The organism is Marinovum algicola (genome assembly GCF_900109145.1).
GTDB classification, from domain to species: domain Bacteria; phylum Pseudomonadota; class Alphaproteobacteria; order Rhodobacterales; family Rhodobacteraceae; genus Marinovum; species Marinovum algicola.
In genome coordinates this window covers 271,133-297,916 of sequence record NZ_FNYY01000002.1, presented here as the reverse complement: position 1 = coordinate 297,916, position 26,784 = coordinate 271,133, and the positions used below count along the sequence as shown (strand labels likewise).

28 protein-coding genes and 2 riboswitches are annotated in these 26,784 nt (G+C 70.4%); of the genes, 10 read left to right on the top strand and 18 right to left on the bottom strand.

The annotated features are described in order from the left end of the window. Positions 1-8: 8 nt before the first annotated feature. Genes cobA through cbiE form a run of 5 tightly spaced genes read right to left on the bottom strand, consistent with a single transcriptional unit; the run spans position 9 to position 4,443 of the window. A complete protein-coding gene (cobA, locus tag BMW90_RS04415; RefSeq protein ID WP_074835198.1) occupies positions 9-743 on the bottom strand; it encodes a uroporphyrinogen-III C-methyltransferase in 735 nt (244 codons plus the stop codon). Continuing rightward, positions 740-2,056, bottom strand: coding sequence for a cobyrinic acid a,c-diamide synthase CobB (locus tag BMW90_RS04410; RefSeq protein WP_074835196.1), 1,317 nt, complete (start codon positions 2,054-2,056; stop codon positions 740-742). The genes cobA and BMW90_RS04410 overlap by 4 nt, the downstream gene beginning before the upstream one ends. Next, on the bottom strand, positions 2,049-2,861 hold the full coding sequence (cobM, locus tag BMW90_RS04405; RefSeq protein WP_074835195.1) for a precorrin-4 C(11)-methyltransferase: 813 nt from the start codon (positions 2,859-2,861) through the stop codon (positions 2,049-2,051). Before cobM ends, BMW90_RS04410 begins: the two co-directional genes overlap by 8 nt. Beyond that, positions 2,858-3,238, bottom strand: coding sequence for a cobalamin biosynthesis protein (locus BMW90_RS04400; protein ID WP_074835438.1), 381 nt, complete (start codon positions 3,236-3,238; stop codon positions 2,858-2,860). Before BMW90_RS04400 ends, cobM begins: the two co-directional genes overlap by 4 nt. Continuing rightward, positions 3,235-4,443 carry a precorrin-6y C5,15-methyltransferase (decarboxylating) subunit CbiE gene (gene cbiE / locus BMW90_RS04395; protein ID WP_074835193.1) on the bottom strand — a complete coding sequence of 403 codons (1,209 nt, stop codon included), beginning with the start codon at positions 4,441-4,443 and terminating at the stop codon, positions 3,235-3,237. The genes BMW90_RS04400 and cbiE overlap by 4 nt, the downstream gene beginning before the upstream one ends. Between cbiE and BMW90_RS04390 the strand changes: the two genes are divergently transcribed. Further along, positions 4,442-5,197 carry a cobalt-precorrin-6A reductase gene (locus BMW90_RS04390; RefSeq protein ID WP_074835192.1) on the top strand — a complete coding sequence of 252 codons (756 nt, stop codon included), beginning with the start codon at positions 4,442-4,444 and terminating at the stop codon, positions 5,195-5,197. The genes cbiE and BMW90_RS04390 overlap by 2 nt on opposite strands. On the opposite strand, the gene cobJ is transcribed toward BMW90_RS04390, so the two are convergent. The 7 genes from cobJ to BMW90_RS04355 are packed head-to-tail and all read right to left on the bottom strand — an operon-like array spanning position 5,170 to position 13,234. Next, the gene (cobJ, locus tag BMW90_RS04385; RefSeq protein WP_074835190.1) at positions 5,170-5,922 is read right to left on the bottom strand and encodes a precorrin-3B C(17)-methyltransferase; all 753 of its coding nucleotides are present in this window, start codon (positions 5,920-5,922) and stop codon (positions 5,170-5,172) included. The two genes, BMW90_RS04390 and cobJ, sit on opposite strands and share 28 nt — an antisense overlap. After that, positions 5,919-6,686 (bottom strand): precorrin-2 C(20)-methyltransferase, encoded by a 768-nt coding sequence (gene cobI, locus BMW90_RS04380; protein ID WP_074835188.1) that lies wholly within the window; start codon positions 6,684-6,686, stop codon positions 5,919-5,921. The genes cobJ and cobI overlap by 4 nt, the downstream gene beginning before the upstream one ends. Further along, a complete protein-coding gene (locus tag BMW90_RS04375; RefSeq protein ID WP_074835187.1) occupies positions 6,683-7,312 on the bottom strand; it encodes a precorrin-8X methylmutase in 630 nt (209 codons plus the stop codon). Before BMW90_RS04375 ends, cobI begins: the two co-directional genes overlap by 4 nt. Further along, positions 7,313-8,446, bottom strand: coding sequence for a hypothetical protein (locus BMW90_RS04370; RefSeq protein WP_074835185.1), 1,134 nt, complete (start codon positions 8,444-8,446; stop codon positions 7,313-7,315). Next, positions 8,443-11,751, bottom strand: a complete 3,309-nt coding sequence (gene cobN, locus BMW90_RS04365; protein ID WP_074835184.1) for a cobaltochelatase subunit CobN — start codon at positions 11,749-11,751, stop codon at positions 8,443-8,445. Before cobN ends, BMW90_RS04370 begins: the two co-directional genes overlap by 4 nt. A gap of 7 nt (positions 11,752-11,758) precedes the next feature. Next, positions 11,759-12,817, bottom strand: coding sequence for a cobalamin biosynthesis protein CobW (gene cobW / locus BMW90_RS04360; protein ID WP_074835182.1), 1,059 nt, complete (start codon positions 12,815-12,817; stop codon positions 11,759-11,761). Between the two features lie 3 nt (positions 12,818-12,820). Further along, positions 12,821-13,234 (bottom strand): DUF1636 family protein, encoded by a 414-nt coding sequence (locus tag BMW90_RS04355; protein WP_048530846.1) that lies wholly within the window; start codon positions 13,232-13,234, stop codon positions 12,821-12,823. Between the two features lie 90 nt (positions 13,235-13,324). Further along, positions 13,325-13,550, bottom strand: a riboswitch (cobalamin riboswitch). Positions 13,551-13,586: 36 nt separating this feature from the next. On the opposite strand from BMW90_RS04355, the gene cobO reads away from it, so the two are divergent. After that, positions 13,587-14,198, top strand: a complete 612-nt coding sequence (gene cobO / locus BMW90_RS04350) for a cob(I)yrinic acid a,c-diamide adenosyltransferase (RefSeq protein WP_048530848.1) — start codon at positions 13,587-13,589, stop codon at positions 14,196-14,198. 16 nt (positions 14,199-14,214) lie between these two features. Then, a complete protein-coding gene (locus BMW90_RS04345; protein ID WP_074835181.1) occupies positions 14,215-15,660 on the top strand; it encodes a cobyric acid synthase in 1,446 nt (481 codons plus the stop codon). Here the strand turns inward: BMW90_RS04345 and cobD are convergent. From cobD to BMW90_RS04325, 4 genes are read right to left on the bottom strand one after another with little or no spacing between them, the layout of a single operon-like run. After that, the gene (gene cobD, locus BMW90_RS04340; RefSeq protein WP_074835437.1) at positions 15,657-16,652 is read right to left on the bottom strand and encodes a threonine-phosphate decarboxylase CobD; all 996 of its coding nucleotides are present in this window, start codon (positions 16,650-16,652) and stop codon (positions 15,657-15,659) included. The genes BMW90_RS04345 and cobD overlap by 4 nt on opposite strands. After that, positions 16,649-17,599, bottom strand: a complete 951-nt coding sequence (gene cbiB / locus BMW90_RS04335) for an adenosylcobinamide-phosphate synthase CbiB (RefSeq protein WP_074835179.1) — start codon at positions 17,597-17,599, stop codon at positions 16,649-16,651. Before cbiB ends, cobD begins: the two co-directional genes overlap by 4 nt. Continuing rightward, the gene (locus BMW90_RS04330) at positions 17,596-18,381 is read right to left on the bottom strand and encodes a hypothetical protein (RefSeq protein WP_074835177.1); all 786 of its coding nucleotides are present in this window, start codon (positions 18,379-18,381) and stop codon (positions 17,596-17,598) included. Before BMW90_RS04330 ends, cbiB begins: the two co-directional genes overlap by 4 nt. Next, on the bottom strand, positions 18,378-18,995 hold the full coding sequence (locus tag BMW90_RS04325; protein WP_074835175.1) for a histidine phosphatase family protein: 618 nt from the start codon (positions 18,993-18,995) through the stop codon (positions 18,378-18,380). The genes BMW90_RS04330 and BMW90_RS04325 overlap by 4 nt, the downstream gene beginning before the upstream one ends. 22 nt (positions 18,996-19,017) lie before the next feature. Here BMW90_RS04325 and cobU point away from each other — a divergent pair, with 22 nt between their 5' ends. Genes cobU through cobS form a run of 3 tightly spaced genes read left to right on the top strand, consistent with a single transcriptional unit; the run spans position 19,018 to position 21,297 of the window. Continuing rightward, positions 19,018-19,554, top strand: coding sequence for a bifunctional adenosylcobinamide kinase/adenosylcobinamide-phosphate guanylyltransferase (cobU, locus tag BMW90_RS04320; RefSeq protein ID WP_074835436.1), 537 nt, complete (start codon positions 19,018-19,020; stop codon positions 19,552-19,554). Next, positions 19,538-20,554 (top strand): nicotinate-nucleotide--dimethylbenzimidazole phosphoribosyltransferase, encoded by a 1,017-nt coding sequence (cobT, locus tag BMW90_RS04315; RefSeq protein ID WP_074835173.1) that lies wholly within the window; start codon positions 19,538-19,540, stop codon positions 20,552-20,554. Before cobU ends, cobT begins: the two co-directional genes overlap by 17 nt. Further along, positions 20,551-21,297, top strand: coding sequence for an adenosylcobinamide-GDP ribazoletransferase (gene cobS / locus BMW90_RS04310; RefSeq protein ID WP_074835170.1), 747 nt, complete (start codon positions 20,551-20,553; stop codon positions 21,295-21,297). Before cobT ends, cobS begins: the two co-directional genes overlap by 4 nt. A 5-nt stretch (positions 21,298-21,302) precedes the next feature. Here cobS and bluB read toward each other — a convergent pair whose 3' ends face one another. Both bluB and BMW90_RS04300 read right to left on the bottom strand, forming a co-directional pair. Further along, a complete protein-coding gene (gene bluB, locus BMW90_RS04305) occupies positions 21,303-21,986 on the bottom strand; it encodes a 5,6-dimethylbenzimidazole synthase (RefSeq protein ID WP_048530862.1) in 684 nt (227 codons plus the stop codon). Positions 21,987-22,032: 46 nt separating this feature from the next. Further along, positions 22,033-22,214: riboswitch (cobalamin riboswitch) on the bottom strand. A gap of 39 nt (positions 22,215-22,253) precedes the next feature. Beyond that, positions 22,254-23,315, bottom strand: a complete 1,062-nt coding sequence (locus BMW90_RS04300; RefSeq protein ID WP_074835435.1) for a LacI family DNA-binding transcriptional regulator — start codon at positions 23,313-23,315, stop codon at positions 22,254-22,256. A 154-nt stretch (positions 23,316-23,469) separates the two neighbouring features. On the opposite strand from BMW90_RS04300, the gene BMW90_RS04295 reads away from it, so the two are divergent. The 4 genes from BMW90_RS04295 to BMW90_RS04280 all read left to right on the top strand — a co-directional run bounded on the left by BMW90_RS04295 (position 23,470) and on the right by BMW90_RS04280 (position 26,777). Further along, positions 23,470-23,652, top strand: coding sequence for a hypothetical protein (locus BMW90_RS04295; RefSeq protein WP_048530865.1), 183 nt, complete (start codon positions 23,470-23,472; stop codon positions 23,650-23,652). A 22-nt stretch (positions 23,653-23,674) separates the two neighbouring features. Further along, the gene (locus BMW90_RS04290) at positions 23,675-24,820 is read left to right on the top strand and encodes a TRAP transporter substrate-binding protein (RefSeq protein ID WP_048530867.1); all 1,146 of its coding nucleotides are present in this window, start codon (positions 23,675-23,677) and stop codon (positions 24,818-24,820) included. A 102-nt stretch (positions 24,821-24,922) separates the two neighbouring features. Further along, entirely contained in the window at positions 24,923-25,438 is a 516-nt protein-coding gene (locus BMW90_RS04285; protein WP_048530869.1) for a TRAP transporter small permease, read from the top strand. A 10-nt stretch (positions 25,439-25,448) separates the two neighbouring features. Continuing rightward, positions 25,449-26,777 carry a TRAP transporter large permease gene (locus BMW90_RS04280; RefSeq protein WP_048530870.1) on the top strand — a complete coding sequence of 443 codons (1,329 nt, stop codon included), beginning with the start codon at positions 25,449-25,451 and terminating at the stop codon, positions 26,775-26,777. Positions 26,778-26,784 lie beyond the last annotated feature (7 nt).

Here is a 26,784-nt window from a genome sequence, read left to right as displayed (position 1 = left end):
TGTCTGCCTTACTCCTCTGCCAGTGGACCGAAAAAGATGAGCCCGGCCTTGTCGCCGGTTTCGCGGGCCAGCGCCTCGGCGAGGCTGGCGACGCTGTGCCGGGTCAGTTTCTGGTCGGGGCGGCTGACCGATTCCGCGAGCAGCGCCGGGGTGTCGGGCGGCAGGCCCTGGGCGATGAGCTTGGCGGCGAGGCCGGGAAAGGTGCGTTTGCCCATGAAGATCGCGGTCACCGCCGTGGGATCGGCCAGGGCGGCAAGGTTGGCGTCTTCCGGCAGGGTCCCGCTGATGTCATGGCCGGTGGCGAATTGCACCCGCCGCGCGGTGAGCCGGCGGGTCAGCGGTATGCCGGCGGCGGCGGCGGCGGCACAGGCCGAAGGCACGCCGGGGATGATCTCATAGCCGAGCCCGGCTGCCTTGAGCGCCGTGATCTCCTCTTCGAGCCGGCCGAAGATACCGCTGTCGCCGGATTTCAGCCGTACCACGCGTTGGCCGGTGCGGGCGTAATCCACCAGCAGCCGGCTGACGTGATCCTGTCGCGGCGAGGGCCGCCCGGCGCGTTTGCCGACGCCGACAAGATCGGCGCCGTCGCGGGCCAGCTCGAGGATCGGGCCGGAGGACAGATCGTCATACAACACCGCATCGGCGCGTCCCAGCCGATCCACCGCCTTGACGGTCAGCAGCTCGGGATCGCCGGGGCCGGAGCTGACGAAGCTGACGATGCCCTGGTGGGTGTCCTGCGTCATGCCGTCTCCTCGGCCGAGATGAGGTGAAAGAAGCTGCCCGAGACCCGGCCGCGCAGGGATCCGGTTTCCGGCACCGGCGTGCCGTCGGCATCGGTGACCGCCGCCAGCGGTGCGTCGGGCTGCTCGAGGATGGTGGAATAGTGGAATTCGTGGCCGCGCAGCGCGGTGCCGGCGGCATGGCCCGGCATCGGCGCCTTCAGCGTCGCGCGGCGATAACCCAGGTGGAACTTGCGCGTCTCGTAGCTGGTGACCAGCCCCAGCAGCCCGGCCATCCGGTGGGCTGTGCCCTGTTTGTCGATCAGCGCCGCGCCCAGCGCCATGTATCCGCCGCATTCGCCATGCACCGGCCGGCGCTCGGCGTGGCGGCGCAGCCCGGCGCGGAAGTTTTCGGCGGCGGCGAGCCGGCCGGCGTGCAGCTCGGGATAGCCGCCGGGCAGCCAGACCACATCGGCCTGCGGATCGGGCGGTTCGTCGGCCAAAGGCGAGAACGGCAGGATCTCGGCCCCGGCGTCGTGCCAGCCCTGAAGCAGATGCGGATAGGTGAAGGAAAACGCCGCATCCCGGGCAATGGCGATGCGCTGGGCCGGCGGTGGCGGCAGGGCGGATGCGTCCGGCACCGGCAGGCCGCGCGCGGCAGCGCGCAGCGCGGCCAGGTCGACATGGTCGCGCAGGAAGGCGGCATAGGTGGCGATGGCAGCCTCGAGGTCGGGATGTTCGACCGCCTGGATCAGTCCCAGGTGCCGCTCCGGCAGGGCAAGGTCGCCGCGCCGGGGCAGTACGCCCAGCACCGGCAGACCGGCCTGCTCCATCCCCAGCCGTGCCAGCCGTTCGTGCCGGGGCGAGGCGACTCGGTTGAGGATCACCCCGGCAAAGGGCAGCTCGGGCCTGTAGGTCCGAAAGCCCAGCGCCGTGGCGGCGGCGCTCTGCGCCTGACCGCTGACGTCGAGCACCAGCACCACCGGCCAGCCCATCGCCAGCGCCGTCTCGGCGCTGGAGCCGAAGCCCTGCTGGCCGCGGGTGGCGACGCCGTCGTAGAGCCCCATCGAGCCCTCGGCGACGCAGATATCGGCGCCCGCGGCCTGCGAAGCAATCGCCTGCCACAGACCGGCGCCCATCGCCCAGCCGTCCAGGTTGAAGCTGTGGCGGCCGCTGGCGGCGCGGTGAAAGGCCGGATCGATGTAGTCGGGGCCGGATTTGAACGGCTGCACCTGCAAGCCGTCCTCGGCCAGCGCCCGCAACAGCCCCAGCATGACGGTAGTCTTGCCGGTGCCCGAGGAGGGCGCCGAGATCAGCAGGCCGGGAACATCAGCCATGTGTCGCGGCTCCCTCGGCGTCGGGGGTCCAGTCGGTCCAGGGGCTGTCGGCGCTCTGCGGCCGGTAGCGCCGGTCGTAGTCGACGGCATAGAGGCAGCTTTCGTCAAAGCCTTCGCCGGCCAGCGCCGGGCCGACGAGGATCAGCGCGGTGCGGGTGATGCCGCCGTCAAGTTGCGCCTCGATGTCGGCCAGGGTGCCGCGCAGGATCTTCTGGTCCGGCCAGCTCGCGCGGTAGACCACCGCCACCGGGCAATCCGCGCCATAGGCGGGGGTGAGATCGGCGACGACCCGGGCGATTTTCTGGATCGAGAGGTGAAGGGCCAGCGTCGCGCCTGTGGCAGCGAAATTGGTCAGGCTCTCGCCTTGGGGCATCGAGGAGGCACGGCCGGGGGTGCGGGTCAATACCACCGATTGCGCCAGCCCGGGCAACGTCAGCTCGGCGCCAAGCGCGGCGGCGGCGGCGGCAAAAGCTGGCACTCCGGGGGTGACCGAGACCGGGATGTCCAGCGCCTTGAGCCGGCGCATCTGTTCGCCCATCGCCGACCAGACCGAGAGGTCGCCGGAATGCAGCCGCGCCACATCCTGACCGGCGGCATGGGCATCGCGGATCTCGTCGATGATCCGGTCGAGGTCGAGCGGCGCGGTGTTCACGATGCGCGCGCCCGGCGGGCAATGTTGCAGGATCGCCTCGGGCACCAGCGAGCCGGCATAGAGGCAGACCGGGCAGGCGGCGATGATGTCGCGGCCGCGCAGGGTCAGAAGATCGGGGGCGCCGGGGCCGGCGCCGATGAAGTGAACGGTCATTGGGTCTGTCCTTCGGGGAGAGACATGGCCAGCGCGCAGCTGGCCATGCGGTCTGCGGAGATCATCCGGGGCGCGAGCAGCCGCGCGCCGGGGCCGGCGGCGGCCAGCGCGGTGGCTTCGGCCACCGAGCCGGTGCCGCGCGCGGCCGCGACGCGCGGCGAATGGGTGTGGGTAGCCTGCGGCGTCAGGGCCTCGGGCGCGACGGGGCAGACGGGCAGGTCGAGCGCCGCCGACAAGGCGCGGAACTGCGCGGTGCCGGCCTTGTCGGCGGCGGTGGCGAGGCCGGATACGGGGTGATCCCCGCGCGCCCGGTCAAAGGCATCGCGCAGGCTCGCCGCACTGGCATCGCGGCGAAATCCGAAGCCCGCGACGATCATCGCGCCCACCGCCATTGCACCACCGGATAGGCCGATTTCCAGCCGCGTTTCGGCCCGATCGGCGCCACCGAAGACAGCGCGACGCGCAGCAAGTCGCCGCCGTGTTCCGCCTGTGCCGCGACGAGCAGCGCCTCGGTCTCCAGCGTCACCGCATTGGCGACAAGGCGCGGACGTCCGGGAAGTCGTACCAGGTGCGCCAGCAGCTCGGGCCCCAGCCCGCCGCCGACAAAGACCGCGTCGGGCGGCGGCAACCGGTCCAGCGCCGCCGGCGCCGCGCCGGTGACGACCTGCAACTGCTCGACACCCAGACGCGCGGCATTGCCGGCGATGCGGGCGGCCCGGTCGGCGCGGGGCTCGATCGTGGTGGCGGTCAGGCTCGGATCGGCAAGCAGCCATTCGATGCCGATCGAGCCCGAGCCGCCGCCGATGTCCCAGAGATGCTCACCCGGCCGGGGCGCCAGCGCCGAGAGGGTCAGCGCCCGGATCGGCCGCTTGGTGATCTGGCCGTCATTGTCGAACCAGCTGTCCGGCCGCCCCGAGGCCAGGGGCAGCACCGCGCCTTGCCCCGCCACCTCCAGCGCGACACAGACCGGCGCGGCAAAGCTCTGATCGGCCAGCGCCTCGGCGCAGCTCTCGGTGAGGCGCTCGCGCGGGCCGCCGAGGCATTCCATCACCGTCAGCCCGGTGGCGCCAAAGCCCTGCGCGACGAGATAGTCGCAGAGTTCGGCCACCGCCGTGCCATCGCGCAGAAGGACGATCAGCCGCTGCCCCGGTGCCATTTGCGGCCGCAGCCGGGCCAGCGGCGCGGCGTGCAGGCCGAGGCAGGCGGTGCGTTCCAGCGGCCAGCCCAGGCGTGCCGCCGCCAGCGAAAAGGTCGCACGGCCAGGAAAGGCCCGCCATTCGCCGCGCGACAGCCGCCGCGCCAGCACCGCGCCGGCGCCGAACCAGAAAGGATCGCCGGAGGCCAGCACCACCACCTGCCGTCCGCGCAGGCCCATCAGCCGGGTCACGCCGTCGGCGAAGGGCACCGGCCAGTCCAACCGCTCGGCCCCGGGTGCGGTTTCGCGCGCCGGCAGAAGCGACAGGTGACGCGGCGGGCCGAAGACGATTTCCGCCCGCGCCAGCGCGCTTCGGCTTGCAGCGCAGAGCCCGTCCGGGCCATCTTCGCCGAGACCGACGATGGTGAGCCAGGGAGCCTCAGACATGCAACCGAACCTTCTGGTGCTGGGCGGCACGCTCGAAGCCACGCGGCTGTGCCAAAGGCTGGCCGAGGCCGGGCTGCGCGGCACCGTGTCGATGGCCGGCCGTGTTGCCAATCCGGCGGCGCAGGCGCTGCCGCTGCGGATCGGCGGCTTTGGCGGCGCCGAGGGGCTGGCGCGCTATCTTGCCGAGGCGCGGATCAGCCATGTGATCGATGCCACCCATCCTTTTGCCGCACAGATGAGCGCACATGCCGTCGCCGCCTGTGACGCGCGCGCGGTGCCGCTGATCGCGCTGACCCGCGCGCGCTGGCAGCAGACCGCCGCCGACCGCTGGACGCGGGTGAGTGATATCGCCGGCGCGGTGGCGGCGCTGGACACCCCGGCGACGCGGGTGATGCTGGCGGTGGGGCGCATGCATCTGCCGGCCTTCACCGTCAATCCGCAGCATTTCTACCTGCTGCGGCTGGTCGATCCGCCGGTCACGCCGCCCGCCTTTCCCGACCATGCGGTGATCGTCGACCGGGGCCCGTTCCGGCAGGAGGCTGATGCCGCGCTGCTTGACCGGCACGGGATCGAGGTGGTGGTGTCCAAGAATTCCGGCGGCAGCGGCGCCTTTGCCAAGATCGCCGCCGCGCGGGTGCTGGGCCTGCCGGTGATCATGATCGACCGGCCCGCGATCCCGCCGCGCCCGGAAACCCACGACCCGGAGGAGGTGCTGCGCTGGCTGGCTCATGCCGGCACCGAACGCGGGGTATAGACGATCGGACCGCCCTGCCGCGCGATCAGCCGGGTTGTCGAGGCGCCGACGATCACCAGGGTGCGCATATCGGCCATCTCGGGCGTGGTTTCCGGCAGCGGCACCACCCGGATCTCTTCCTCGGGGGTTGAAACGGCGCGGGCAAAGATCACCGGCCGGGCATCGCCGCAGGCGGTCTTGAGCAGGTCGAGCGCGCGGCGGAACCCGTCGGGCCGCGACTTCGAGCGCGGGTTGTAGAAGGCCATGGCGAAATCGGCCTCGACGGCAAGGCGCAGGCGCTTTTCGATCAGCGCCCAGGGCTTGAGATTGTCGCTGAGGTTGAGGGTGCAGAAATCATGCCCCAGCGGCGCCCCGGCGCGGGCGGCGGCGGCCAGCATCGCGGTGATCCCCGGCAGCACGCGGATCTCGAGGTCGCGCCAGGCGGGCGGCCCGGCTTCGAGCGCCTCGAAAACCGCCGAGGCCATGGCAAAGACGCCGGGATCGCCGGATGAAACGACGACCACGCGCCGGCCAGCGGCGGCCATTTCCAGCGCATGGCGCGACCGGTCGATCTCGACGCGATTGTCCGAGGGATGCAGCGTCAGCCCGGGCCGTGGCGCCACGCGGGCGACATAGGGGATATAGCCCACCACGTCGGTCGCCTCGGCCAGCGCGGCACGGACCTCGGGGGTGACGAGGCCATCGGCCCCGGGGCCGAGACCGGCGATGACAAGCCAGCCGCTCATGGCCGGCGCCCCTGTCCGTGCACGATGATGATCGAGAAATAGGGGGTGATCCTTTCCTCGGCCTCGGACAGACGCTGCACGGTCTGATCGGGCATGGCGGCATATTCCACCAGCCAGGCGGCCTCGAAACGGCCGGCGCGGCGCAGGGCGCGGCGGATCTTGTCGATATTGCGGCCGATCTTCATGACGACCAGCGCATCGGCCTGCTGCATCTGGGTCACCAGCACCTCTTCCGGCAAGGTGCCCATCAGCGTGGCAAGCACGTCGTCGCCCCAGGTGATCGGCGCATCGGTCGCGGCCCAGGCCGCGCCCATGCCGGTGATCGCCGGCACCACTTGGACCGGCACCAGATCGCGCAGCCGGGCATGCAAGTGCATGAAGGAGCCATAGAAGAACGGATCGCCCTCGGCCAGAACCAGCACGTCGTGCCCGGCCTCGGCCAGCGCCTGCAATCGCGTGGTGCAGTCGCTGTAGAAGGCCGAGAGCAGCGCGTTGTAACGCGGATCGGTCAGCGGAATTTCCGTGGTCACCGGATATTCCATGGCGATCTCGACCACGCCGTCGGGCAGCATCCCCTCGACGATGCGCCGCGCCTGGCCGCTGCGCCCGGCCTTGCGGAAATAGGCCACGTGGCTGGCGCCACGCAACAGCCGGTCGGCGCGCACCGACATCAGCTCGGGATCGCCCGGCCCGAGGCCGACCCCCCAGATCGTGCCTTTCACCGCCTGCGCCGCCGCCGCCCGGACCTCCTGCTGCACGGTCATTCCGCGCGGCTCGCGATGGCGTTGATCGCCGCGACTGTGATCGCGCTGCCGCCGAGCCGGCCCTCGACGATGCAGCAGGGCACCGGCTGCGCCTGCCAGAGCGCCGCCTTGCTTTCCATCGCGCCGACAAAGCCCACCGGGCAGCCGATAATCGCCGCCGGGCGCGGGCAGTTGGGGTCTTCGAGCATGTTGAGCAGGTGAAACAGCGCCGTCGGCGCATTGCCGATCGCCACCAGCGCGCCGGCGAGCCGGGGCCGCCAGAGCTCGAGCGCCGCCGCCGAACGGGTGTTGTTCATGTAGCGCGCGAGTTCCGGCACCGCCGGGTCTTGCAGGGTGCAGATCACCGCGTTGTCGGCCGGCAGGCGCGGCCGGGTGACCCCCTCCGAGACCATGCGCGCATCGCAGAACACGGGCGCACCGGCGGCCAGCGCGGCCCGCGCGGCACGGGCAAAGCCCGGCGAGAAGCGGATGTCGCGCTCCAGGCCGACGAGCCCGGCGGCATGGATCATCCGCACCGCGATCGGCTCTTCCTCGGGGTCGAAGCGGGCGAGATCGGCCTCGGCCCGGATCGTCGCGAAACTCTGCTTGTAGATGGCGGCGCCATCCTTTTCGTAATCGTAGGGCATTCAGGTCATTCCGATCAGGTCAATGAGGTGCGAAGGGGCAAGGCCGCGCCGCGCAGGCGGGTCGGCCGCCGTGCCGTTGCGGACAAGGTCGAAGCCGCCATCGCGCCCCACGAGGGTGATATCGGCGGCGCGCGGATTGGCGCAGCCCTTGGCGCAGCCCGAGACATGCAGGCGGCCACGGGTGCGCGGCGCGAGCTGTCGCGCCAGAGCGCGGGTGTCGACGGTGGCGCGCGGGCAGAGCGGCGCACCGGGGCAGGCGTCCACCTCGAGCAGCCGCGCCCCCGGCGTGGTGACAAAGCCCGGCGCGGCGATGGCGCGGGCGTGGCGCAGGCGGATCAGCCGGCCCAGCATCGGCCGCAGCGCCACTGCGCCGCTCCTCCGCATCACCGCCTCCAGCGCCGCGGCCTCCAGGCTGCCGAAAGGCGCGCCGAGGATCATATCCGCGGCTTCGGGGCCGGGCACCGGCGGCGCGGATTGCGCCCGTGGCGCGGCTTCCTGCCAGCACTGCGGCAGGGGCTGGCGGCGCAGATGCCGTGCCATCCGGCCGGCCGTGCGGCCGCCGGTCTCGACAAACCATTGCGCCAGCGCGGCCATCGCGGCCATGGCGCCATCTTCGGCAATCCTCCGGCCCCGCGCCGCGCCATCGGCACGCAGGATCAGCCCGCCGTCGGTGGCCAGCTCGAACCGGAAATCGCCGGAGCCGGCGCCCAGCACCGCCCGGGCCCCGGTGTCGAGCACGACGCCCATCTTCTCGGGCAGGGGGGGCAGGCCGGGCAGGGTGGCCAGCAGCCCGTCATAAAGCCTGTCGGTCAGGTCGCCTGCCGCGCGGTCGGGGGCGACGAGGATGTTGCGGCGGCTTTCCTGCGCCGGGTCGCTGTCGATCAGGCCGTGGCCGTCAAGCGCCTGCAAGAGCTTCGGGTGATCCTCGGATGAGACGCCGCGGATTTGCAGGTTGCCGCGCGAGGTCAGCTCGATCAGCCCCGAGCCATAGCGCCGCGACAGATCGCAGAGCGCCAGCACCTGAACCGCCGAGACCTCGCCGCGAAACGGCCGCAGCCGCACCACCAAGCCGTCGCCCGAGCGCATCGGACGATGGGCGCCGGGGCACCAGCCCTTGACCAGCGGCGCGCTCATGTCGCGGCCGCCATTTCGGCCAGCACGGAATTGCGCTGCGACCGCCAGAGTCCGGCCTGCCAGAGCGCGCGGAACCGATCCTGCATCGCGGCATGGGCGCCGGGGTTGGCGGCGCGCAGAAAGGCCTCGGTCTCGGGGTCGCCCAGCGTCGCGGCATGATAGAGATCGAAGAGATGCGGCGCCACCGCCCCGGCGAGATGGGCAAAGGCGGCCATATGTTCGAGCGTCGCGGCAATCTCGGCGGCGCCGCGAAAGCCGTGCCGTCGCATCCCGGCGATCCAGCGCGGATTGGCGGCGCGGGCCTGCACCACGCGGGCGATTTCCTCGGGCAGGGCGCGGGCACGGGGCCGGTCGGGGCGGGTGCTGTCAAGGTGATAGAGCCGGGCGTTGCCGCCGGTCACCCCCTGCGCGGCGGCAAAGCCGGCCTCATGCGCGGCGTAATCGGCCGCCAGCAGAAGATCGGTCTCGGGCAGGTCCTGAAGGTGCACGAAGCTGTCGGCCCCGGCCACCCGGTCGCGGAGGCCGCTGCTGTCGTGCCGTGCGCTGTCGCCGTCCAGCGCCCAGCTTGAAGCCCGGAGCCAGGCCTCGCCGGCGGCGGCGCGGGCGGGCGCGCCGGAGCTGTCGGGCAGATCGCCCAGCCCCAGCCCGAAGCTGCCCGGCGCCGGGCCGTAGACCCGCGCGCCGACCTCGCGGCCGGCATAGGGGTTCCAGTCGGGCGCCTCGTCGCGCGCCGCCAAGGCCCGCACGGCGCGGGAAAACAGCGCCGACAGCGCCGGAAAGACATCGCGGAACAGGCCCGAGACCCGCAGAGTGACGTCAATGCGCGGCCGGTCGAGCTCGGCGATCGGCAGCACCTCGATGCCGGAGACCCGTTCCGACCCGGCGTCCCAGACCGGCCGCACACCCAGCAGGTGCAGTGCCATGGCAAATTCCTCCCCCGCCGTGCGCATGGTGGCCGAGCCCCAGAGATCGACGATCAGCCCGCGTGGCCAGTCGCCCTCGTCCTGAAGATGCCGGCGCACCAGTTCTTCGGCCAGTGTCACGCCCTGGGCAAAGGCCGATCGGGTCGGCACGGCACGCGGATCGGTGGTAAAGAGGTTGCGGCCGGTGGGCAGCACGTCGGCGCGGCCGCGATAGGGCGAACCCGAGGGCCCGCCCGCGATCCGCTGGCCGGCAAGCGCGGCCGGCAGCGCCGCCCGTTCCTGCGCCACGGCATCGGCGATGGAGGGATCGGTGCTGTCGGCGCGGCCCCAGACATGCAGCCCCTCGCCGAACTGGCTTTCCTTGATGTCACAGACAAAGCGGTCGATGCGGGTGATCGCCTCGGCGGTGGAGCTGGCGCGATCGAGGCCCAGGTCGTCCTCGACGCCGCGCGCCTGCGCCTCGGCGCGGATATCGGCCTGAAGCCGGTCGCGGCGGCGTGGATCGAGCCCGTCGGCATTGGAGAACTCGTCCAGCAGCGCCTCGAGATGGGCCAGCCGGTCGGGCGTGTCGCTGTCGGCCAGAGGCGGTGGCAGATGGCCTAGCGTCACCGCGCCGATCCGCCGCTTGGCCTGCGCCGCCTCGCCGGGATCGTTGACGATGAAGGGATAGATCACCGGCAAGGCGCCGGTCAGCGCCTCGGGCCAGCAGGTCTCGGACAAGGCAACGGATTTCCCGGGCAGCCATTCCAGCGTGCCATGGGCGCCAATGTGGATCAGCGCATCGGCACGGTTCTGAAGCATCAGGTAAAAGGCGACATAGCCGTGGCGGGGCACCCGCGAGAGATCGTGGTAGTCGTCGTCGCGCGCCCGCGTCTCGCCGCGCTCGGGCTGCAAGGCGACCAGCGCGCCGCCGAGGTCGACGGCGGCAAAGTGAAAGGCGCCGTCACGGCAGAGCGCATCCGTCTCCGGCGGCCCCCAGCTCTCGGCAAGCTGGTCGCGCAACGGCTCGGGCAGGCGGTCGAGGGCATCGTGATAGGCCGCAAGCGGCAGCTTGATCGCGTCGCTCTGCAACCGCGTGGTGAGATCGCCGGCCTCGGCGATGTCGTGGCCCGCCGCGCGCAGATCGGACAGGATCGCCTTGGCCGAGGCGGGTGCGTCGAGCCCCACCGCATGGCCGAGGTTCCAGTGCTTGCCGGGATAGGTCGAGAGCACCAGCGCCAGCCGCCGTTCCGCCGGAGCGCGCCCGGCGAGACGCAGCCAGCCGCCGACCCGCGCGACCAGCGCGGCGATGCGCTCCGGCACCGGCCTGTGTTGCCGGCGGGCGAATTGCAGGTCGGGGTCGCGCTCGGCCTCTGCCTTGAACGACACCACGCCACCCATCAGCCGGCCGTCGACTTCCGGCAGCACCACATGCATCGCCAGATCGGCTGGCGACAGCCCGCGTTCGGCGGCTTGCCAGGCGGCGTGCGTCGAGGTGGCGAGGGCCGCCTGAAACACCGGCACGCCGGCGGCGTCGAGCACCGAGGCCCCGGCCGCGCCACGGCCGGAAAAGGCGGTGAGATTGACAATGGCGTCGGGCGATTGCGCGCTGACCGTGGCGCGCAGGTCTTCGGTCAGTTCCGGCGGCTTGAGCGAGGGTGCGTAGAGCCCGATGACTTCGGCGCCCGCGGCCCGGAAGGCGGCAAACAGCGCCTCGACCGGCGCCATGTCGGCCGCCACCAGATAGGAGCGGTAGAACACCAAGAGAAGCTTGCGGCCCGCCAGCGGCCCGTCCTGGACCGGTGCCGGGCGCGGCGGATCGGCATCGGGGGCCATCGCGCCGGTCTCGGGCGTCCAGAGTCCCATTGGCGGCAACGCCTTGGAGCCGGGGACCGGAGCGGCATAGAGCCCCGAAGCCAGCGCCAGCTGCGCCAGCGCCGCCTGTGCGGCCACCGCGCCGCCGGTGTCGCAGAGATGCGCCAGCCGCCGGAGCGTCGAGACCGGCAGGGTCGAGACCGCGTCGAGCCGGGCATCCTCGCGGCCGTCCGCCGGCAGCACGGCCAGCGCGATGCCGCGCGACTGCGCCAGCGCGGAAAGCTGGCGCAGACCGTAATCCCAATAGGGCACGCCGCCGATCAGTCGGACCAGGATGCCCTTGGCCCCGGCCAGCGTCTGTTCGACGTAGGTGTCGACCGACAGCGGATGCTGCAAGGCCGCGAGGCTGGCCAGCCGCAGCGTCGGCAGCGCCCCGGCCGGCCCGCCGCCGCGATGCCAGGCGGCGGCGAAAGCCCCGAGGTCGCTGTCGGAGAACGACAGCACGACGAGATCGGCCGGGTCTTGCCCCAGGTCGACCGGCGTGCCGGTATCCTCCAGCCCGTGGCTTTCGCGAAAGACGACGTGCACCGGCGGGTTACTCCGCGGGCTGCGGCGCGAGGTCGGTCAGCGCGGCGCGGATTTCCTCCGGGCGCAGGTCGTCATGTTCGGCGATCACCACCAGCCGGCCCCGGCGGGCCTCGTCGGAGGCCCAGAGCCGGTCGAACTGGTGGCGCACCCGCGCGCCCACCGCCTGCACCAGCAGGCGCATCGGCTTGCCGGCAACCGAGGCATGGCCCTTGACCCGCAGGATGTTGTGGCTCTTGGCCAGGCGCTCGATCGCGGCGACCAGATCGGCGGCATCGGCCAGCTCGGGGAGGTCGACGACGACGCTTTCGAAATCCTCGTGATCGTGGTCATGCGGGGTGTCGTGGTGGCTGGGCCGTGCGTCGAGATCGCTCTCGGCGGCGGCGCCGAGGCCGAGGATGATGCGCGGATCGACCGCGCCTTCGGCGACCTCGACCACCGGCAGCACCCGCGGCGCCTCGGCGGCGATCAGATCCCTGGCCCGGGCGACGCCCTCCGGCCCGGCAAGGTCGGGCTTGGTCAGCAGCACGATGTCGGCGCAGGCGATCTGGTCTTCGAAGACCTCCGACAGCGGCGTTTCGTGGTCGAGGCTGTCGTCGGCCAGCCGCTGCGCATCCACCGCCGCGACGTCGGGGGCAAAGCGGCCCGCCGCCACCGCCTCGGCATCGGCCAGGGCGATCACCCCGTCGACCGTGACGCGGGCACGGATCGCCGGCCATTCGAAGGCCTTGAGCAGCGGCTTGGGCAGGGCGAGCCCCGAGGTCTCGATCAGGATGTGATCGGGGCGCGGGTCGAGCGCCATCAGCGCCTCGATGGTGGGGATGAAATCATCTGCCACGGTGCAGCAGATGCAGCCATTGGCAAGTTCGACGATGTTCTCGGCCGGGCAGTCGGGAATGGCGCAGCCCCGCAGGATCTCGCCATCGACGCCGACATCGCCGAATTCGTTGACCACCACCGCCAGCCGACGGCCGCCGGGGTTCTGCATTAGATGGGTGATCAGCGTCGTCTTGCCGGCGCCGAGAAAGCCGGTGACGATGGTGACGGGGAGTTTGGCGAGATCGCTCATGGGTCAGGCGTCCTTGGGTGTGGCAATGATCGGGGGAATGCGGGTCAGGCAGTTGCGCTTGAAATGCTCGGGCCGTTCGCGCCAGGGAATCACCCCGTCGGCGGCCGCGTGATACTGCGCCGCGCCGGCCAGCAGCATTTCGGCGCCGTCGGTCTCGTCGACGTTGGAAAAGACATAGGTCCATTTCCCGGCGCCGCCGCGCAGGGCGACGGTGCAGGCGTTGGAACAGTTTTGCAGGCATTCCACCGGCGTCACCCGCAGCCCTTCGGGCGCACCGGTGGCGGTGATCCGGTCAAAGAGCACCTGGCCGGGGCGGCGGTCATCCTCGGGCGCGGCGCCCTTGCGGCGGCAGGTCACGCAGACCAGCAGCTCGGTTGTGGTGGCGGTGGTGTCCTGCTCGTGCGCAGAGTCTTTCATTCTCGCGTGCCCCATCGGCTTGGCAGACAGGGGTATCGGCGGAATGGTGGCCGGCAACGGACACACTCCGACACCGGCACACCCCGTCCGGTCTCATCAGTCGGGCTGGCAGGTCTCCCGGCTCACGGAATTCTGGGCCCGGGGCCCGGCGGTCGCTCTGCCTTCCCGGCCTGTCAGGCCAGTGGCTTCGAGCGCCCTTTTCCGTTCACGGTCGCGGGGGCGGCTGCGTTTCGCCCGGGCGTCCCGTCACGGGGCACCAGGGTTACACATTCCCTTTTCACCTGTTTACACAGGCACCAGCGTCAGGGCACATGGGACGAATTCCGTATACGAGTCAAGTCCGGAGATGGGGATGATCGAAGAGAAAAACGCGCGCCACGCCGAGAAGATGAAGAAGATCAAGGCCGCGCGGGATCGCATGATGGCGACCAAGACCGACGAGAAGGGCCTGATCCTCGTGCATACCGGCACCGGCAAGGGCAAGTCGTCCTCGGGGTTCGGGATGATCCTGCGCTGTATCGCCCATGGCATGCCCTGCGCGGTGGTGCAGTTCATCAAGGGTAATTGGATCACCGGCGAGGCCGAAATGATCCGCAACCGCTTTGCCGAGGAATGCCGGTTCTTCGTTTCCGGAGAAGGCTTTACCTGGGAAACCCAGGACCGCGCCCGCGACATCGCCGCGGCGCAGGCCGGCTGGGAGATCGCCAAGAGCCAGATCCTCGACCCCGAGATCCGGTTCGTGCTGCTCGACGAGATCAACATCGCGCTGCGCAACGATTATCTCGATATCGACGACGTGGTCGCGTTTCTGCAAACCCGCAAGCCGGAGATGACCCATGTCTGCCTGACCGGGCGCAATGCCAAGCCCGAGCTGATCGAGGCGGCGGATCTGGTGACCGAGATGACGCTTGTCAAACATCCGTTCCGCGATGGCATCAAGGCCCAGAAGGGCGTGGAATTCTGAGCCGGGGAGCCGTCGCATGCCGGCGCTGATGATCCAGGGCACCGGCTCCAATGTCGGCAAGTCGATGCTGGTGGCCGGGCTCTGCCGCGCCGCCCGTCGGCGCGGGCTGAGCGTGGCGCCGTTCAAGTCGCAGAACATGTCGAACAATGCCGCCGTGACCCCCGAGGGCGGCGAGATCGGCCGGGCGCAGGCGCTTCAGGCGCTGGCCTGCGGCCTGGCGCCACATGTCGACATGAACCCGGTGCTGCTCAAGCCCGAGACCGATATCGGCGCCCAGGTGGTGGTGCAGGGCAAGCGTCTGACCACCGCGCGGGCGCGCGACTACGGCCAGATGAAACCACGGCTGATGGCGGCGGTGCTCGAGAGTTTCGAACGCCTGAAGGCGGCGCATGATCTGGTGATCGTCGAGGGCGCGGGCAGCCCGGCCGAGGTCAACCTGCGGCGCGGCGACATCGCCAACATGGGCTTTGCCGAGGCGGCGGAGGTGCCGGTGGTGCTCTGTGGCGACATCGACCGGGGCGGGGTGATCGCGCAGATCGTCGGCACCCAAGCGGTGCTGCCCGAGGGTGACCGCGCCCGCATCGCCGGGTTTCTGATCAACAAGTTCCGCGGCGATCCGACACTGTTCGATGACGGGTACCGGATGATCGAGGCGCAGACCGGCTGGCGCGGCTTTGGCGTCGCGCCCTGGTTTCCCGAGGCCTGGCGGCTGCCGGCCGAGGATGCGCTCGACATTGCGCCGCCGCGCGGCCGCGACGGGCTGCATGTGGTCTGTCTCCAGTTCTCGCGGATCGCCAATTTCGACGATCTCGATCCGCTGGTGCAGGAACCGGGGGCGCGGGTCACCATGCTGCCGCCGGGCCGGGCCATTCCGGGCGATGCGGACCTGGTCATCCTGCCGGGGTCGAAATCGACCCGTGCCGATCTCGATTTCCTGCGCCGGCAGGGCTGGGATATCGACTTAGCGGCGCATCGCCGGCGCGGTGGCCGCATCCTCGGCATCTGCGGCGGCTATCAGATGCTGGGCCAGGTTGTGGCCGATCCAGAGGGCATCGAAGGGCCGCCGGGCGAGACCCCGGGGCTGGGGCTTCTGGACATCACCACGGTGATGGGCGGCGACAAGAGCCTGCGGCTGGTGCAGGCGTGCCATGCCACGTTGAAACAGGCGTTTTGCGGCTACGAGATCCACATCGGCCGTTCCGACGGCCCGGACCGACGGCGCCCCTTTGCCGAGATCGCGGGCCAGCCCGAAGGCGCCTGTTCGGCCGATGGTCTGGTCAGCGGCAGCTATCTGCACGGCATGTTCGCCGATGATGGATTCCGCCGGGCCTGGCTGACGCGGCTTGGCGCGCGGGCCTCGGATCTCGGCTATGATGACGGTGTCGAGGCGACGCTGGATGCGCTGGCGGACCATCTCGAGACGCATCTCGACGTGGCGGGCCTGTTGGGGCTGGCGCGTTAGGCGGTGACGGTGGCGAAGGCCCGTTCAAGTTGCCGCCAGCGGTCGGCCGGTGGCAGCCCGAGGCGGATCCACCGCTGCGAATAGGGAAACACCCGCGACCAGACGTGATGCGCCGCCAGCCGGTCCTGCGCCGCCTGCGCATCCGGCGCGGCATAGGTGCGAAACAGCGGTGTGCCACCGACCAGCGGCCAGCCTGAGGCGGCGGCCAGCCGGTCGAGCCGCGCCGCGTCCTGCGCCAGCCGGCGACAGGTTGCCTGCTGCCAGCCGGTGTCGGTCAGGGCGGCGCTGGCGATCTCGATCGCGGGCCCCGAGATCGGCCAGGGCCCGGCCAGCTCGGCCAGCCGGGTGGCCAGAGGCCCCTGCGCCAGGGCAAAGCCCAGCCGCAGGCCGGCCAGCCCGTAGAACTTGCCGAATGACCGCAGCACCACGACATTGGCCAGCGCCGCGCCAAGTCGCGGCGCGACCGAGAGCGCCGGCTCGGGATCGGCAAAGCTTTCGTCGACGATCAGCAGCCCGACGGTATCCGCCACCTGTTCCAGCCGCTCCGGCGACAGGCGGCCGCCGTCGGGGTTGTTGGGGTTGACCACCACCGCCAGATCGGCGCCCTCGGCCGCCTGTGCCGTGGTCACCGGCGTCACCTGCCAGCCGGCGCTGCGCAGCGCGGCGGCATGTTCGTTGTAGGTCGGCGACAGCACGGCGGCGCGGCCCGGCGGCCGCAGCCAGGGCACAAGCTGAATGGCGCCCTGCGCGCCATGGGTGGGCAGGATCCGGGCCGACGTGGCATAGGCCTGGCGGGCGGCGGCGATCAGCCCGTCCATCGCGCGCTTGCGCGGCAGGGCGGCCCAGGCCTCGGGCGAGATCGCCGGCACCGGAAAGGGCGCCGGGTTGATGCCGGTCGACAGGTCGAGCCAGGCCGGGGCGGTGCCGCCAAAGCGGGCCAGCGCGGCCTCGAGATTGCCGCCGTGATCTCTGGGAGGGGGTGCATCGGTCATCGCGGCCACCCCAACAACATCGCCGCGCAGAGCGCAAGGGCCAGCAGCGCCATGCTGCGCCGGTAGAGCGCCAGCGCCCGCCCGAGATCCTCGGGCCCCGGGTCGGGTGCGCCGGCGTTGAGCCAGGGTTCCTCGGCGATCCGGTCGCCATAGATCCGCGGCCCCGACAGCCGGACCCCGAGCGCCGCCGCCATCGCGCCTTCGGGCCAGCCGGCATTGGGCGACCGGTGGCGCGGCGCGTCGCGGCGCATCACCCGCAGGCAGTGCCGCAGGTGGCGCCCCGAGGCCAGCGCGAACACCCCCCCGGTCAGCCGCGCCGGGATCAGGTTGGCGAGATCGTCGATCCGGGCGGCGACCTTGCCGAAGGCCTCGTAGCGCGGGTTGCGATGGCCGATCATCGAATCCAGCGTGTTGATCGCCTTGTAGGCGGCAATTCCGGGCAGCCCGGCGACCGCGCCCCAGAACAGCGGCGCGACAATCCCGTCAGAGCTGTTCTCGGCCAGGCTTTCGGTGGCGGCGCGGGCCACCCCGGCGGGGTCGAGGTGGCGCGGATCGCGGCCGACGATCATCGCCACTGCCTGACGCGCCGCCGCAAGGTTGCCGCGCGCCAGCGGCCGGGCCACGGCGGCGACATGATCGTGCATTGCGCGCAGGGCGATCAGCGGCCAGGCCAGAATGGCGCCCAGCAGGCTGCCCGCCAGAGTATCGGGCAACAGCGCCTGGACGGCCCAGGCCGGCACGGCGGCCAGCGTCAGGATCACCGCGACCGTGAGCGCCCCGGCGATCAGCCTCCGGCGGCGGGGCCCGCTGTTCAGCCGCCGCTCCAATGCGGAGATCGCCCGGCCCAGCCAGGTGACCGGATGGCCGATCGCCGCGAACAGCCGATCGGGCCAGCCAAAGGCCAGATCGAGCGCCATGCCGGCCAGCATCATCAGGGCAAAACTCATGCGCCCCCCGCCGGAAAGGTGATCCTCTGCCGAAACCCGGCCTCGGCCAGCGCCTGCACCGCGCCGGCGGGCACCGTGCCGGGGGCAAAGATCAGCCCGCGGGCCGCGCCGGTATGCGCCCGCAGCCAGCCCAGTGCGCCCTGCGCGCGCGCCAGGTCTGCCGTCGGATCCGCTGCCGGGCCGCGCCGGGCGGTGCATCGCGCCGCCGAAGTGCTGGCCAGCGCGGCGACGCGGCGCAGATCCCCGGCCTCGGTCGCTGCCGCCCAGTCTGCCACCAGGTCGGTGATATCGTCGAAGTCGCTGTCGTCCGGGTCGGTACGCTCGGCGGCGCCAAAGAAGCCGCCGACGATGGCGCAGGGCGGTGGCGGCGCCAGCGGGCGCAGCACGCGGCCCGCACGCGAGGCCCAGAGCAGCCGGTCGGGCCGGGGGAACATCAGCGGATCGCTGGCACCTTCTACCGCGATACAGGCTGCGGCCAGCGCTTCCGGCGGGCCTCGGAAGCCCCAGACCCGCGCCAGCGCCACCAGCGTCGCGGTCGAGGCGCCGGCGCCGCCGCCGACTGGCATCTGCCGCCGGCTGCCGGTGCCGGCCGGGCAGAGGCCCAGCGCCCGGGCGAAGGCCGTCAGCTGCGCCTCTGAGAAGGGCGGGGGCGTCGGGCCCGGGGTGTCGACGCGGAGCGCGGCGCAGGGCAGGGTGACCAGCGCCACCGGGCCCTCCGGGCCAATGCGGCCCTGAAGCCATTCGCCGAAATGGCCGGCGACGGAAACCTCGGGTCCGCTCATGCCAGGTTCGCGCCGATCACCGAGACCGGCCCCTCGGGCCCGCAGCGCAGCCGCGTGGCGGAGAGGGTGGCGACCTCGAAGGCCAGCCCGGCGGAAAGCAGTCCGGTCACCTGCGACAGCGCCGCGCGGATCACCCCGGCATGCACCACCAGCACCAGCGGCGCCGGCATCTGCGCGGCGGCCTGTCCATGCTCGGCCAGCGCCGGCGCCACCCGGGCGCAGAGATCGGCGAAACTCTCGCCTCCGGGCGGGGCGTATTGCGCCAGATCGGCGCCGGACATCGGGCCGAGATCGGGAAGCGCATCGTAGGGCAGCCCCTCGTGGGCGCCGAAATCCTGCTCCCAGAGCCGCGCGTCGGGCTGCGCGGCCTGCGCCGGCCAGAGCGCGGCGGCGGTCTGCCGGCAGCGTCGGGCGGGGCTGGTCATCACCCGGCCGGGCAGGGGCAGGGCGGCGCGCAGCCGGGCGATGTCTGCCGCCACCAGAGCCGCCGAAGGATCGCTGCGGCCGCAGAGCCGGCCGGGCGTGGCCACCGGGGCATGGCGCAGCAGGATCAGCTCTGCCGCGACGCCGGGTTTCGCGGCTGCCTGGCGGGTTTGTTCTTCACATTCATTCATTTTGGTGTTTTTCCATGCGGAAATGTACAAGTCGATCCTCATCACCGGCGGCGCGCGCTCTGGCAAATCCACCCTTGCGGAACGCAAGGCGCTCGCGCCCTGTGGCCGCGCCGTCTATATCGCCACCGCCGAAATCTGGCCCGGCGATACCGAGATGGCCGAGCGGATCGCCCGGCATCAGGCCCGGCGCGGCGCAGACTGGCACAACCTGCATGCCCCGCGCGATCTTTGCGCGGCGCTGCGCGGCAGCGACAGCGCCGGCGGGCCGCCGCGGCTGGTGGATTGCCTGACGCTGTGGATGACGAACCTGCTGCTGGCCGAGGCCGACTGGCGCGCCGAAGTGCGGGCGCTGGCGGCCGAGACGGCCCGGCAGGAGGCGCCGGTGATCTTTGTCACCAATGAGGTCGGGATGGGCATCGTGCCGGAAAACGCCCTGGCGCGCCGGTTTCGGGATGCCGCCGGCTGGATGAATCAGGCCATGGCCGAGGCCTGCGACGAGGTCTGGCTTGCGGTGGCGGGCTATCCAACGAGGGTGAAACCGAATGAGCATACTTTCTGACATCACGTCTTTCGCGGAGCTGTCCGGTCTGGCCGCGACGCTGCCGGTGGCGGATGCGGCAGCGGCACAGGCCGCGACCGCGCGGCAGATGAGCCTGACCAAGCCGCCGGGCGCGCTGGGCCGGCTCGAGGAGCTGGCGATCTTCATGGCCGGCTGGCAGCGGGTCGAGCGGCCGGCGATCGACCGGGCGCAGGCGCTGGTCTTTGCCGGCAACCACGGGGTCTGCGCCCAGGGGGTGAACCCCTTTCCGCAGGAGGTCACGGCGCAGATGGTCGCCAATTTCGCCGCCGGCGGCGCGGCGATCAACCAGCTCTGCCGGGTGGCCGGCGCCGAGCTTTCGGTGATTGCCTGCGATCTCGACCGGCCGACCGGCGACATCACCCAGGCCGAGGCGATGACCGAGGCCGAGACCCTGGCCGAGATGCGTCGCGGTGCGGAGGCGGTGGCCGAGGATGCACAGATCGTGCTGCTGGGCGAAATGGGCATCGGCAATTCCACCGTCGCGGCGGCGCTGGCCTGCGCCGCCTTTGGCGGAGCGGCGGGCGACTGGATCGGGCGCGGCACCGGCTCGGACGAGGCCGGATTGCTGCGCAAGGAGCGCGCGGTGGCGGCGGCTTGCGCCCGGCATGCGGCGGCGCGCGGGCTGGGCCTTCTGGCGGCGCTGGGCGGGCGCGAACAGGCGGCGATCTGCGGCGCGGTGCTGGCGGCGCGGGCGCGGCGCATTCCGGTGATCCTCGACGGCTTCATCTGTACCGCGGCCACGGCGCCGCTCTTTGCCGCCGATCCGCGCCTGCTCGACCATTGTCTGGTCGGCCATGTCAGCCGCGAGCCGGGCCATGCCCGCCTGCTCGAGGCGATGGGCAAGGCGCCGATCCTGGCGCTCGACATGGCGTTGGGCGAGGGCTCCGGCGCGGCGGTGGCGCTGAGCGTGCTGCGCGCGGCGCTGGAATGCCACAACGGCATGGCGACCTTTGCCGAGGCCGGGGTCGCGGGCGGATGAACGCTGCCCTGCGCGAGTTCCGGGTCGCGCTGATGCTGCTCTCGCGCCTGCCGGCCGGCCGGATCGAGGGCGCCGCGCCGAACCTTGCCGACGCGCGCTGGGCCTTTCCGCTGGTCGGTTTGGCGCTGGGGCTGATCGGCTGGGCGGTGCATGCCGGCGCATTGGCGTCGGGCGCTCCGGCCCCGGTGGCGGCGGTGCTCGCCCTGGCGGCGCTGGCGCTGGCCACCGGCGCGCTGCATTTCGACGGGCTGGCGGATTTCGCCGACGGCATCGGCGGCGGGCGCGACCGCGCCCATGCGCTCGAGATCATGCGCGACAGCCGGGTCGGCAGCTACGGTGTCCTGGCGCTGATCCTGATCGTCGCGCTCTGGCTGGCGGCGCTGGCTTCGCTCGGGGCGGCGGCCGGGCTGGCGCCGTTCCTCGCCATCGGCGCGCTCAGCCGGGTGGCCATGATCGGCTTGCAGGAGACCCTGCCCGCCGCGCGTTCCGACGGCCTGGGCCGGATGGCGGCCGGGCGCTCCGGCCGGGCGCGGCTGAGCGCCGCCGCCGCGGTGCTGCTGGCCGGTCTGGCGCTGGGCTGGCAGGGGGCGGCGCTGGTCGCGACCTGCGCGGTGATCGCCGCCGGCATCGGCGTTCTGGCCCGGCGCAAGCTGGGCGGGATCACCGGCGACGTTCTGGGCGCGACGCAGCTTCTGGCCGAGGCGTTCTGCTGGGCGGTTCTGGCCACCTTCTGGCCGGGCTGAGCCGCTCATGCGCCGGCCGGCTCCCAGCGGTCGGTCATGATCAGACTGTCGAGCGGCAGGGTCTGCCGCCAGCCGCGCGCCGCCAGCTCGGGCCGGTCGAAGAGCTCGGAGACATGGCCGAGGCAGAGGTAGGCGACGATCTCGACGTGATCCGGCAGCCCGAGAATGGCGCGCAGATCGTCGGGCCGAAAGATGCTGACCCAGCCCATGCCGATGCCCTCGGCACGGGCGGCAAGCCACATGTTCTGCACCGCGCAGACCGTCGAATAGAGGTCCATGTCGCGATTGTGGGTGCGCCCGAGCACCACCTTGCCGCCCCGGGTGCGGTCGCAGGTCACCGCGATGTTGAGCGGCGCCTTGCGGATGCCCTCGAGCTTCAGCGACCGGTAGGTCGATTGCCGCTCTTCGGGAAACATTTCCGCCGCCTCGTCATTGGCGGCGGCAAAGGCGCTGGCGATGCGGTGTTTCTGCGCCGGGTCGCGGATCAGGATGAAGTTCCAGGGTTGCATGTGCCCGACCGACGGCGCGGCATGACCGGCCTCGAGTATCCGCCGCAGCCGGTCCGGGGCGATCGGATCGGGCAGGAATTCGTCGCGCACATCGCGGCGCGCGGCGATGACGTCATAGAGCGCACGGCGTTCGGCAGAAGAGAAGACGCGCGCCGGAGCGGGCGCGGGGGGGTGCAGCATGGTATGGCCTCCGCATGGCTGACAGCGGCCCGTGGTGTCCAGCCACGGAACCTGGTGTCACCAGGCCGGTCTTCTGGCTTGGGTTCCTCCCCGGCGGACGCCTTCCCGGGCCGCAGGGCCCGGTGGCAAAATGTCCGACAGGTCCCCCTCACAGCGGCGGGCCCGCGCCGGTCTTGCACCGGCTTCCCGATTCTCCCCTCTCGGGGCACCTGGTGGCGCGACTATAGATCGACCGGTCGCAGAGACAAGCGCCGAGAGTGCGGCAGGTCAGGGGGCCCGGTCGGGCGCCGGCCCCAGCGAGTCGCGCAGGATAACCGTCGCCTCGAGCTCGACGCTGGGGCCGGGGTCTTCGCCGGCGCGCATCGCAAACAGAAGACTGGCCGCGCCCTTGCCCATGTTGCGATGGGGCACATGCACGGTGGTCAGCGCCGGGGTCACGATCTCGGCGATCTCGATGTCGTCGAAGCCGGTGATCGACAGATCGCCGGGCACGTCGAGCCCCATCTTGCGGGCCTGGGTCAGGGCGCCGGCCGCCAGCACGTCGTTGCCGCACATCACGGCCGTGGGGCGCGGGGTGGTGTGCATGAGCTGCTCCAGCGCCTGTGCACCATTGGCGATGGAATAGGCCGTCTCGACGACGGCCAGGGTCTCCGGGTCCAATCCGCGCGCCGTCATCGCATCCACCAGCCCCTGCGACCGCTGCCGGGCGCGGTCGTTGTTGCGGCGGTCGGCGGTGATCAGCGCCAGCCTGCGGTGGCCCCGGTCGAGAACCGCGTCGGCCAGGGATTTCATCGCCTTGCGATTGTCGAAGCCGATTGAAACCCGCCCTTCGTCGCCGTCGTAGACCCAGGCGATCACATAGGGCACCTGGCGCTTTTGCAGGAAGCTGTAGCATTTTGGCGGCCGGTCATGGCCGATCAGGAGCAGCGCATCGGCGCCGCGCGCGACAAGGCTGTGAATCTGCTGTTCCTCGAGTTCGGGGCTGTAGGAGGAAGAGGCCACCAGAAGGGTGATGCCCTGTTGCCGCAATGCCTCCTGAAAGGCCTGAAGTCCGCGGGCGAAAATGGCGTTTTCCATCGTCGGGACGATGGCGCCAAAGGTGTTGGTGCGCCGGGCGGCCAGGGCCTGGGCCCCGAAATTCGGCGCGTAGCCCATGGCGCGCACCGCATCGAGCACCTTCTTGCGGGTGGCGTCCGATACCACCGCCGGATTGTTCAGGCAGCGCGAGACCGTTGCCGTCGAAACGCCGGCACGGGCGGCGACATCCTCGAGTTTCGGCGTGTCGCTCCCCTGGCGGCTGTCCTGACGTCGATTCGGCACTTTAACCATCAGTTTTCCCGATTCCGGCCTTTGCGGCACTATAAAAAAAACATCGCTGACAAGCATATAACAGGAAAACACGCGGCTTGTCATGTAAGCGCTTGCATTGAGCGACTGTAAGCGCTTACATTTGTCTTGCCCGAGTCGTGGAAAGGACCTGCCCGTGTTTCTGATCTCAGCAATCACTCTGTTTGCAGTCTTTGTCGCGAACGTGCTCGTCGGCGCTTTGGGAGGCGCACAGTTTCTGGGGGACGTGGGGGAGATGCTGCTGCTGTTTGCGGCCTCGGTGACCTTTGTTCTCGCGATTCTTCGGCGAGAGGCGGCGGAGAAGTCCGACCGCAGCTAACGAACCATTTTGGGAGGAAAACATGGATCGTGACAATCTTGAACGCGCCGCGATGGGGCGCCGCAATTTTCTGAAACTTGCCGGCTCCGGCAGCTTTACCGCGGCGCTGGTGGCCGGTGCCGGTGGCATGCTCTGGTCGAGCGAGGCGGCGGCCCAGACCGCCCGGGAGGAAAAAGAGCGCATGGCCGCCGCCGATCACGTGATGACGCTGGCCACCGCCTATGTGCTGGGCGCGTCGCGCAGCTATCCGATCATGCAGCTCGACCTGAAGGAAAACATCCAGAACGCCACCAACGGCAAGGTCTACGTCAAGCTTGCCCCCGGCGGCCAGCTTGGCGCCGGCGGCGCGCTGGTGCAGGCGGTGCAGACCGGGACGATCCAGTGCGCGCAGCATTCGCTGTCGAATTTCGCGCCCTTCGCCAGCGCCGTCGATCTGATCAACATGCCGTATTTCTGCGGCTCGAACCAGCGGTTCACCAACCTGGTCAATTCCGACGCCTGGAAAGGCGAGGTGCATCCCGGCATCGAGGCCGCCGGCTTCAAGCCGCTGTTCTACGTGGTGATCGATCCCCGGGTCGTGGCGGTGCGCAAGGGCGGCAACAAGGTGATCACGCCCGCCGATCTGAAAGGCGTGAAATTCCGCGTGCCGGGCTCGAAGATGCTGCAACAATATTACGGCATGGTCGGCGCCAATCCGACGCCGGTGGCCTGGGGCGAGACGCCTTCGGCGATCAAGCAGGGCGTGGCCGATGCGCTCGATCCCTCGGTCGGCGCGCTGTTTGTCTTTGGCTTCAAGGACATCCTGAGCCATGTCACCTTTACCCAGGCGGTGCCTGACAGTCAGGTCTATTCGGTCAACCTCGAATGGTTCAACGCGCTGCCCGCCGACGTGCAGGAAGGCATTGAATTCGCCGGCGAAATGACCGCGCAGCAAAACCTGGCCAAAGTGCCGGCGGCGCGCGCCCACGCGATGTACGAGCTGACCAAATCGGGCGTCGAGTTCCACACGCTGACCGACGACCAGCTTGCCGAATGGCAGGACGCCGGCGGCTACCAGCGCTCGGAATGGGACGATTTCAAGGTCGAGCTTGCCGGTTCGATGGAGACCTTCAACCGGCTCGAAGAAGCGGCCGGCACCATGGGCCGCTACTACGTGCACGACGCCTGAGGCTTCTGACAGGGGCGGCCCGGGCCGCCCCATCGCTTCGATTGACTGCAAACTGGAGCGGTCGGCGGCGCCTGACGCGTCGCGCGACCACAGGAGACTTTTATGTCGAATGCCTTGCGGAAACTCGATCAGAACGCCGAACGCTGGCTGCTTCTGGTTTTCTACACGATGCTCGTCGTGACCATGTTCATCGAGGTTCTGCGGCGCGAAGTGCTGTCCTATTCCTCGATCTGGGGCGAAGAGATCGTCCGCTATTCCTTTATCTACCTGGCCTGGATCGGTGCCGCCGCGGCGGTGCGCCAGCGCGGTCACATCCGCATCGACGTGCTGATGCAATATGTCGGCCCGCGGGTGAAGGCGGCGCTCTACCTGTTCGGCGATGCCGTGATGTTCGGCGTGGCGCTGATCGCCTTTTACTGGTCGTTCGAGACGGTGCTGGTCTCGGCCAAGTTCGGCTCGGTCACCCACGGTCTGCGGGTCAGTCAGGTCTGGTTCCTCTCAGCGGTGCCCTTGGGCTTTGCCCTGGTGATCCTGCGCCTCGTTCAGTCCTTCATCCGGGACTTCACCGATCTTCGTCACGGGCGCCCCGTGTACGAAGGCGACAAGCTTTTCGACTGAGGAGACGGCCATGCTTTGGAACCAACTCGATCAGACCGTCGAACTCGGCTGGGATTTCTACGGCCCTGTGATCCTCTTCGTGCTTCTGGTGGCGCTGGCAGTACCGGTCTGGGCGGCGATCGGCGCCTCGGCCATCGCGATGCTGCTCTTGTCGGGCGCGCTGCCACTGAGCCTGGTGGGCGAGAGCCTGTTCCACGGAATCGACCATTTCGCGCTGACCGCCGTGCCGCTCTTTATCCTGACCGGCGACGTGCTGGTGCGGACCGGGCTCTCGCGCAAGTTTCTCGACGTGGCCGAGGCGCTGACACAGTTCGCCAAGGGCGGTTTCGGCTCGGCCACGGTGCTGGTCTGCGGCATGTTCGCGGCGATCTCCGGCTCCGACGCCGCCGGCGCCGCCGCCGTCGGCCGGATGACGATCAACCGACTGGTCGAGAGCGGCTATCCGCGGCCCTATGCCTGTGCGCTGGTCGCCGCCGGGGCCTGCACCGGCATCCTGATCCCGCCGTCGATCGCCTATATCATCATCGGCCTGGTGCTGGGGATTTCCGCCTCGACGCTGTTCCTGGCCGCCGTGATCCCCGGCCTGGCCATCCTGCTGTCGATCCTCGCCACCAATATCATCATGAACCGGCTTTACGGCTGGGAGGGCGGCGGCAACGTCTCGGCGGGCGAATACCTGACGAACCTCGGCAAGGCGCTGAAATCCGGCTGGTATGCCTTTATCGTGCCCGGCATCATCTTCTTCGGCATCTTCTCGGGGCGGATGACCCCGACCGAAGCCGGCGCCACCGCGGTGGTGGTGACCATCATCATGGGCTTCATCCTCGGCACCCTGAGACTGTCCGATTTCCCCTCGATGCTGGTCAGCTCGGCCAAGGTCAACGGGATCATCCTGCCGATCATCGCCTTTTCGCTGCCGCTGGCGCAGGCGCTGGCCATCCTCGGGGTGCCGCAGGGCTTTGTCGCCGCCGCCACCTCGGTCAGCAGCGAACCCTGGGTGCTGATCGGAATGATGGTTGTCATCCTGATCGCCGCCGGCTGCGTGATGGAGACGACGCCCAACATCGTCATCCTCGCGCCGATCCTCAAGCCGCTGGCCGACGACATCGGGATGAACGAGATCCAGTTCTGCATCATGATGATCACTGCGCTGGGGGTGGGCTTCATCACGCCGCCTCTGGGGCTCAACCTCTTTGTCGTCTCGGGGCTGACCGGCGAGTCGATCCTGAAGATCGCCTACAGGGCCATCCCCTTCGTGCTCTTCATGCTGATCGTGACCCTGTTCATCGCCTATCTGCCGACGATTTCCACCATCCTTCTGCCTGACATCTTCAAATAGGAGCCCA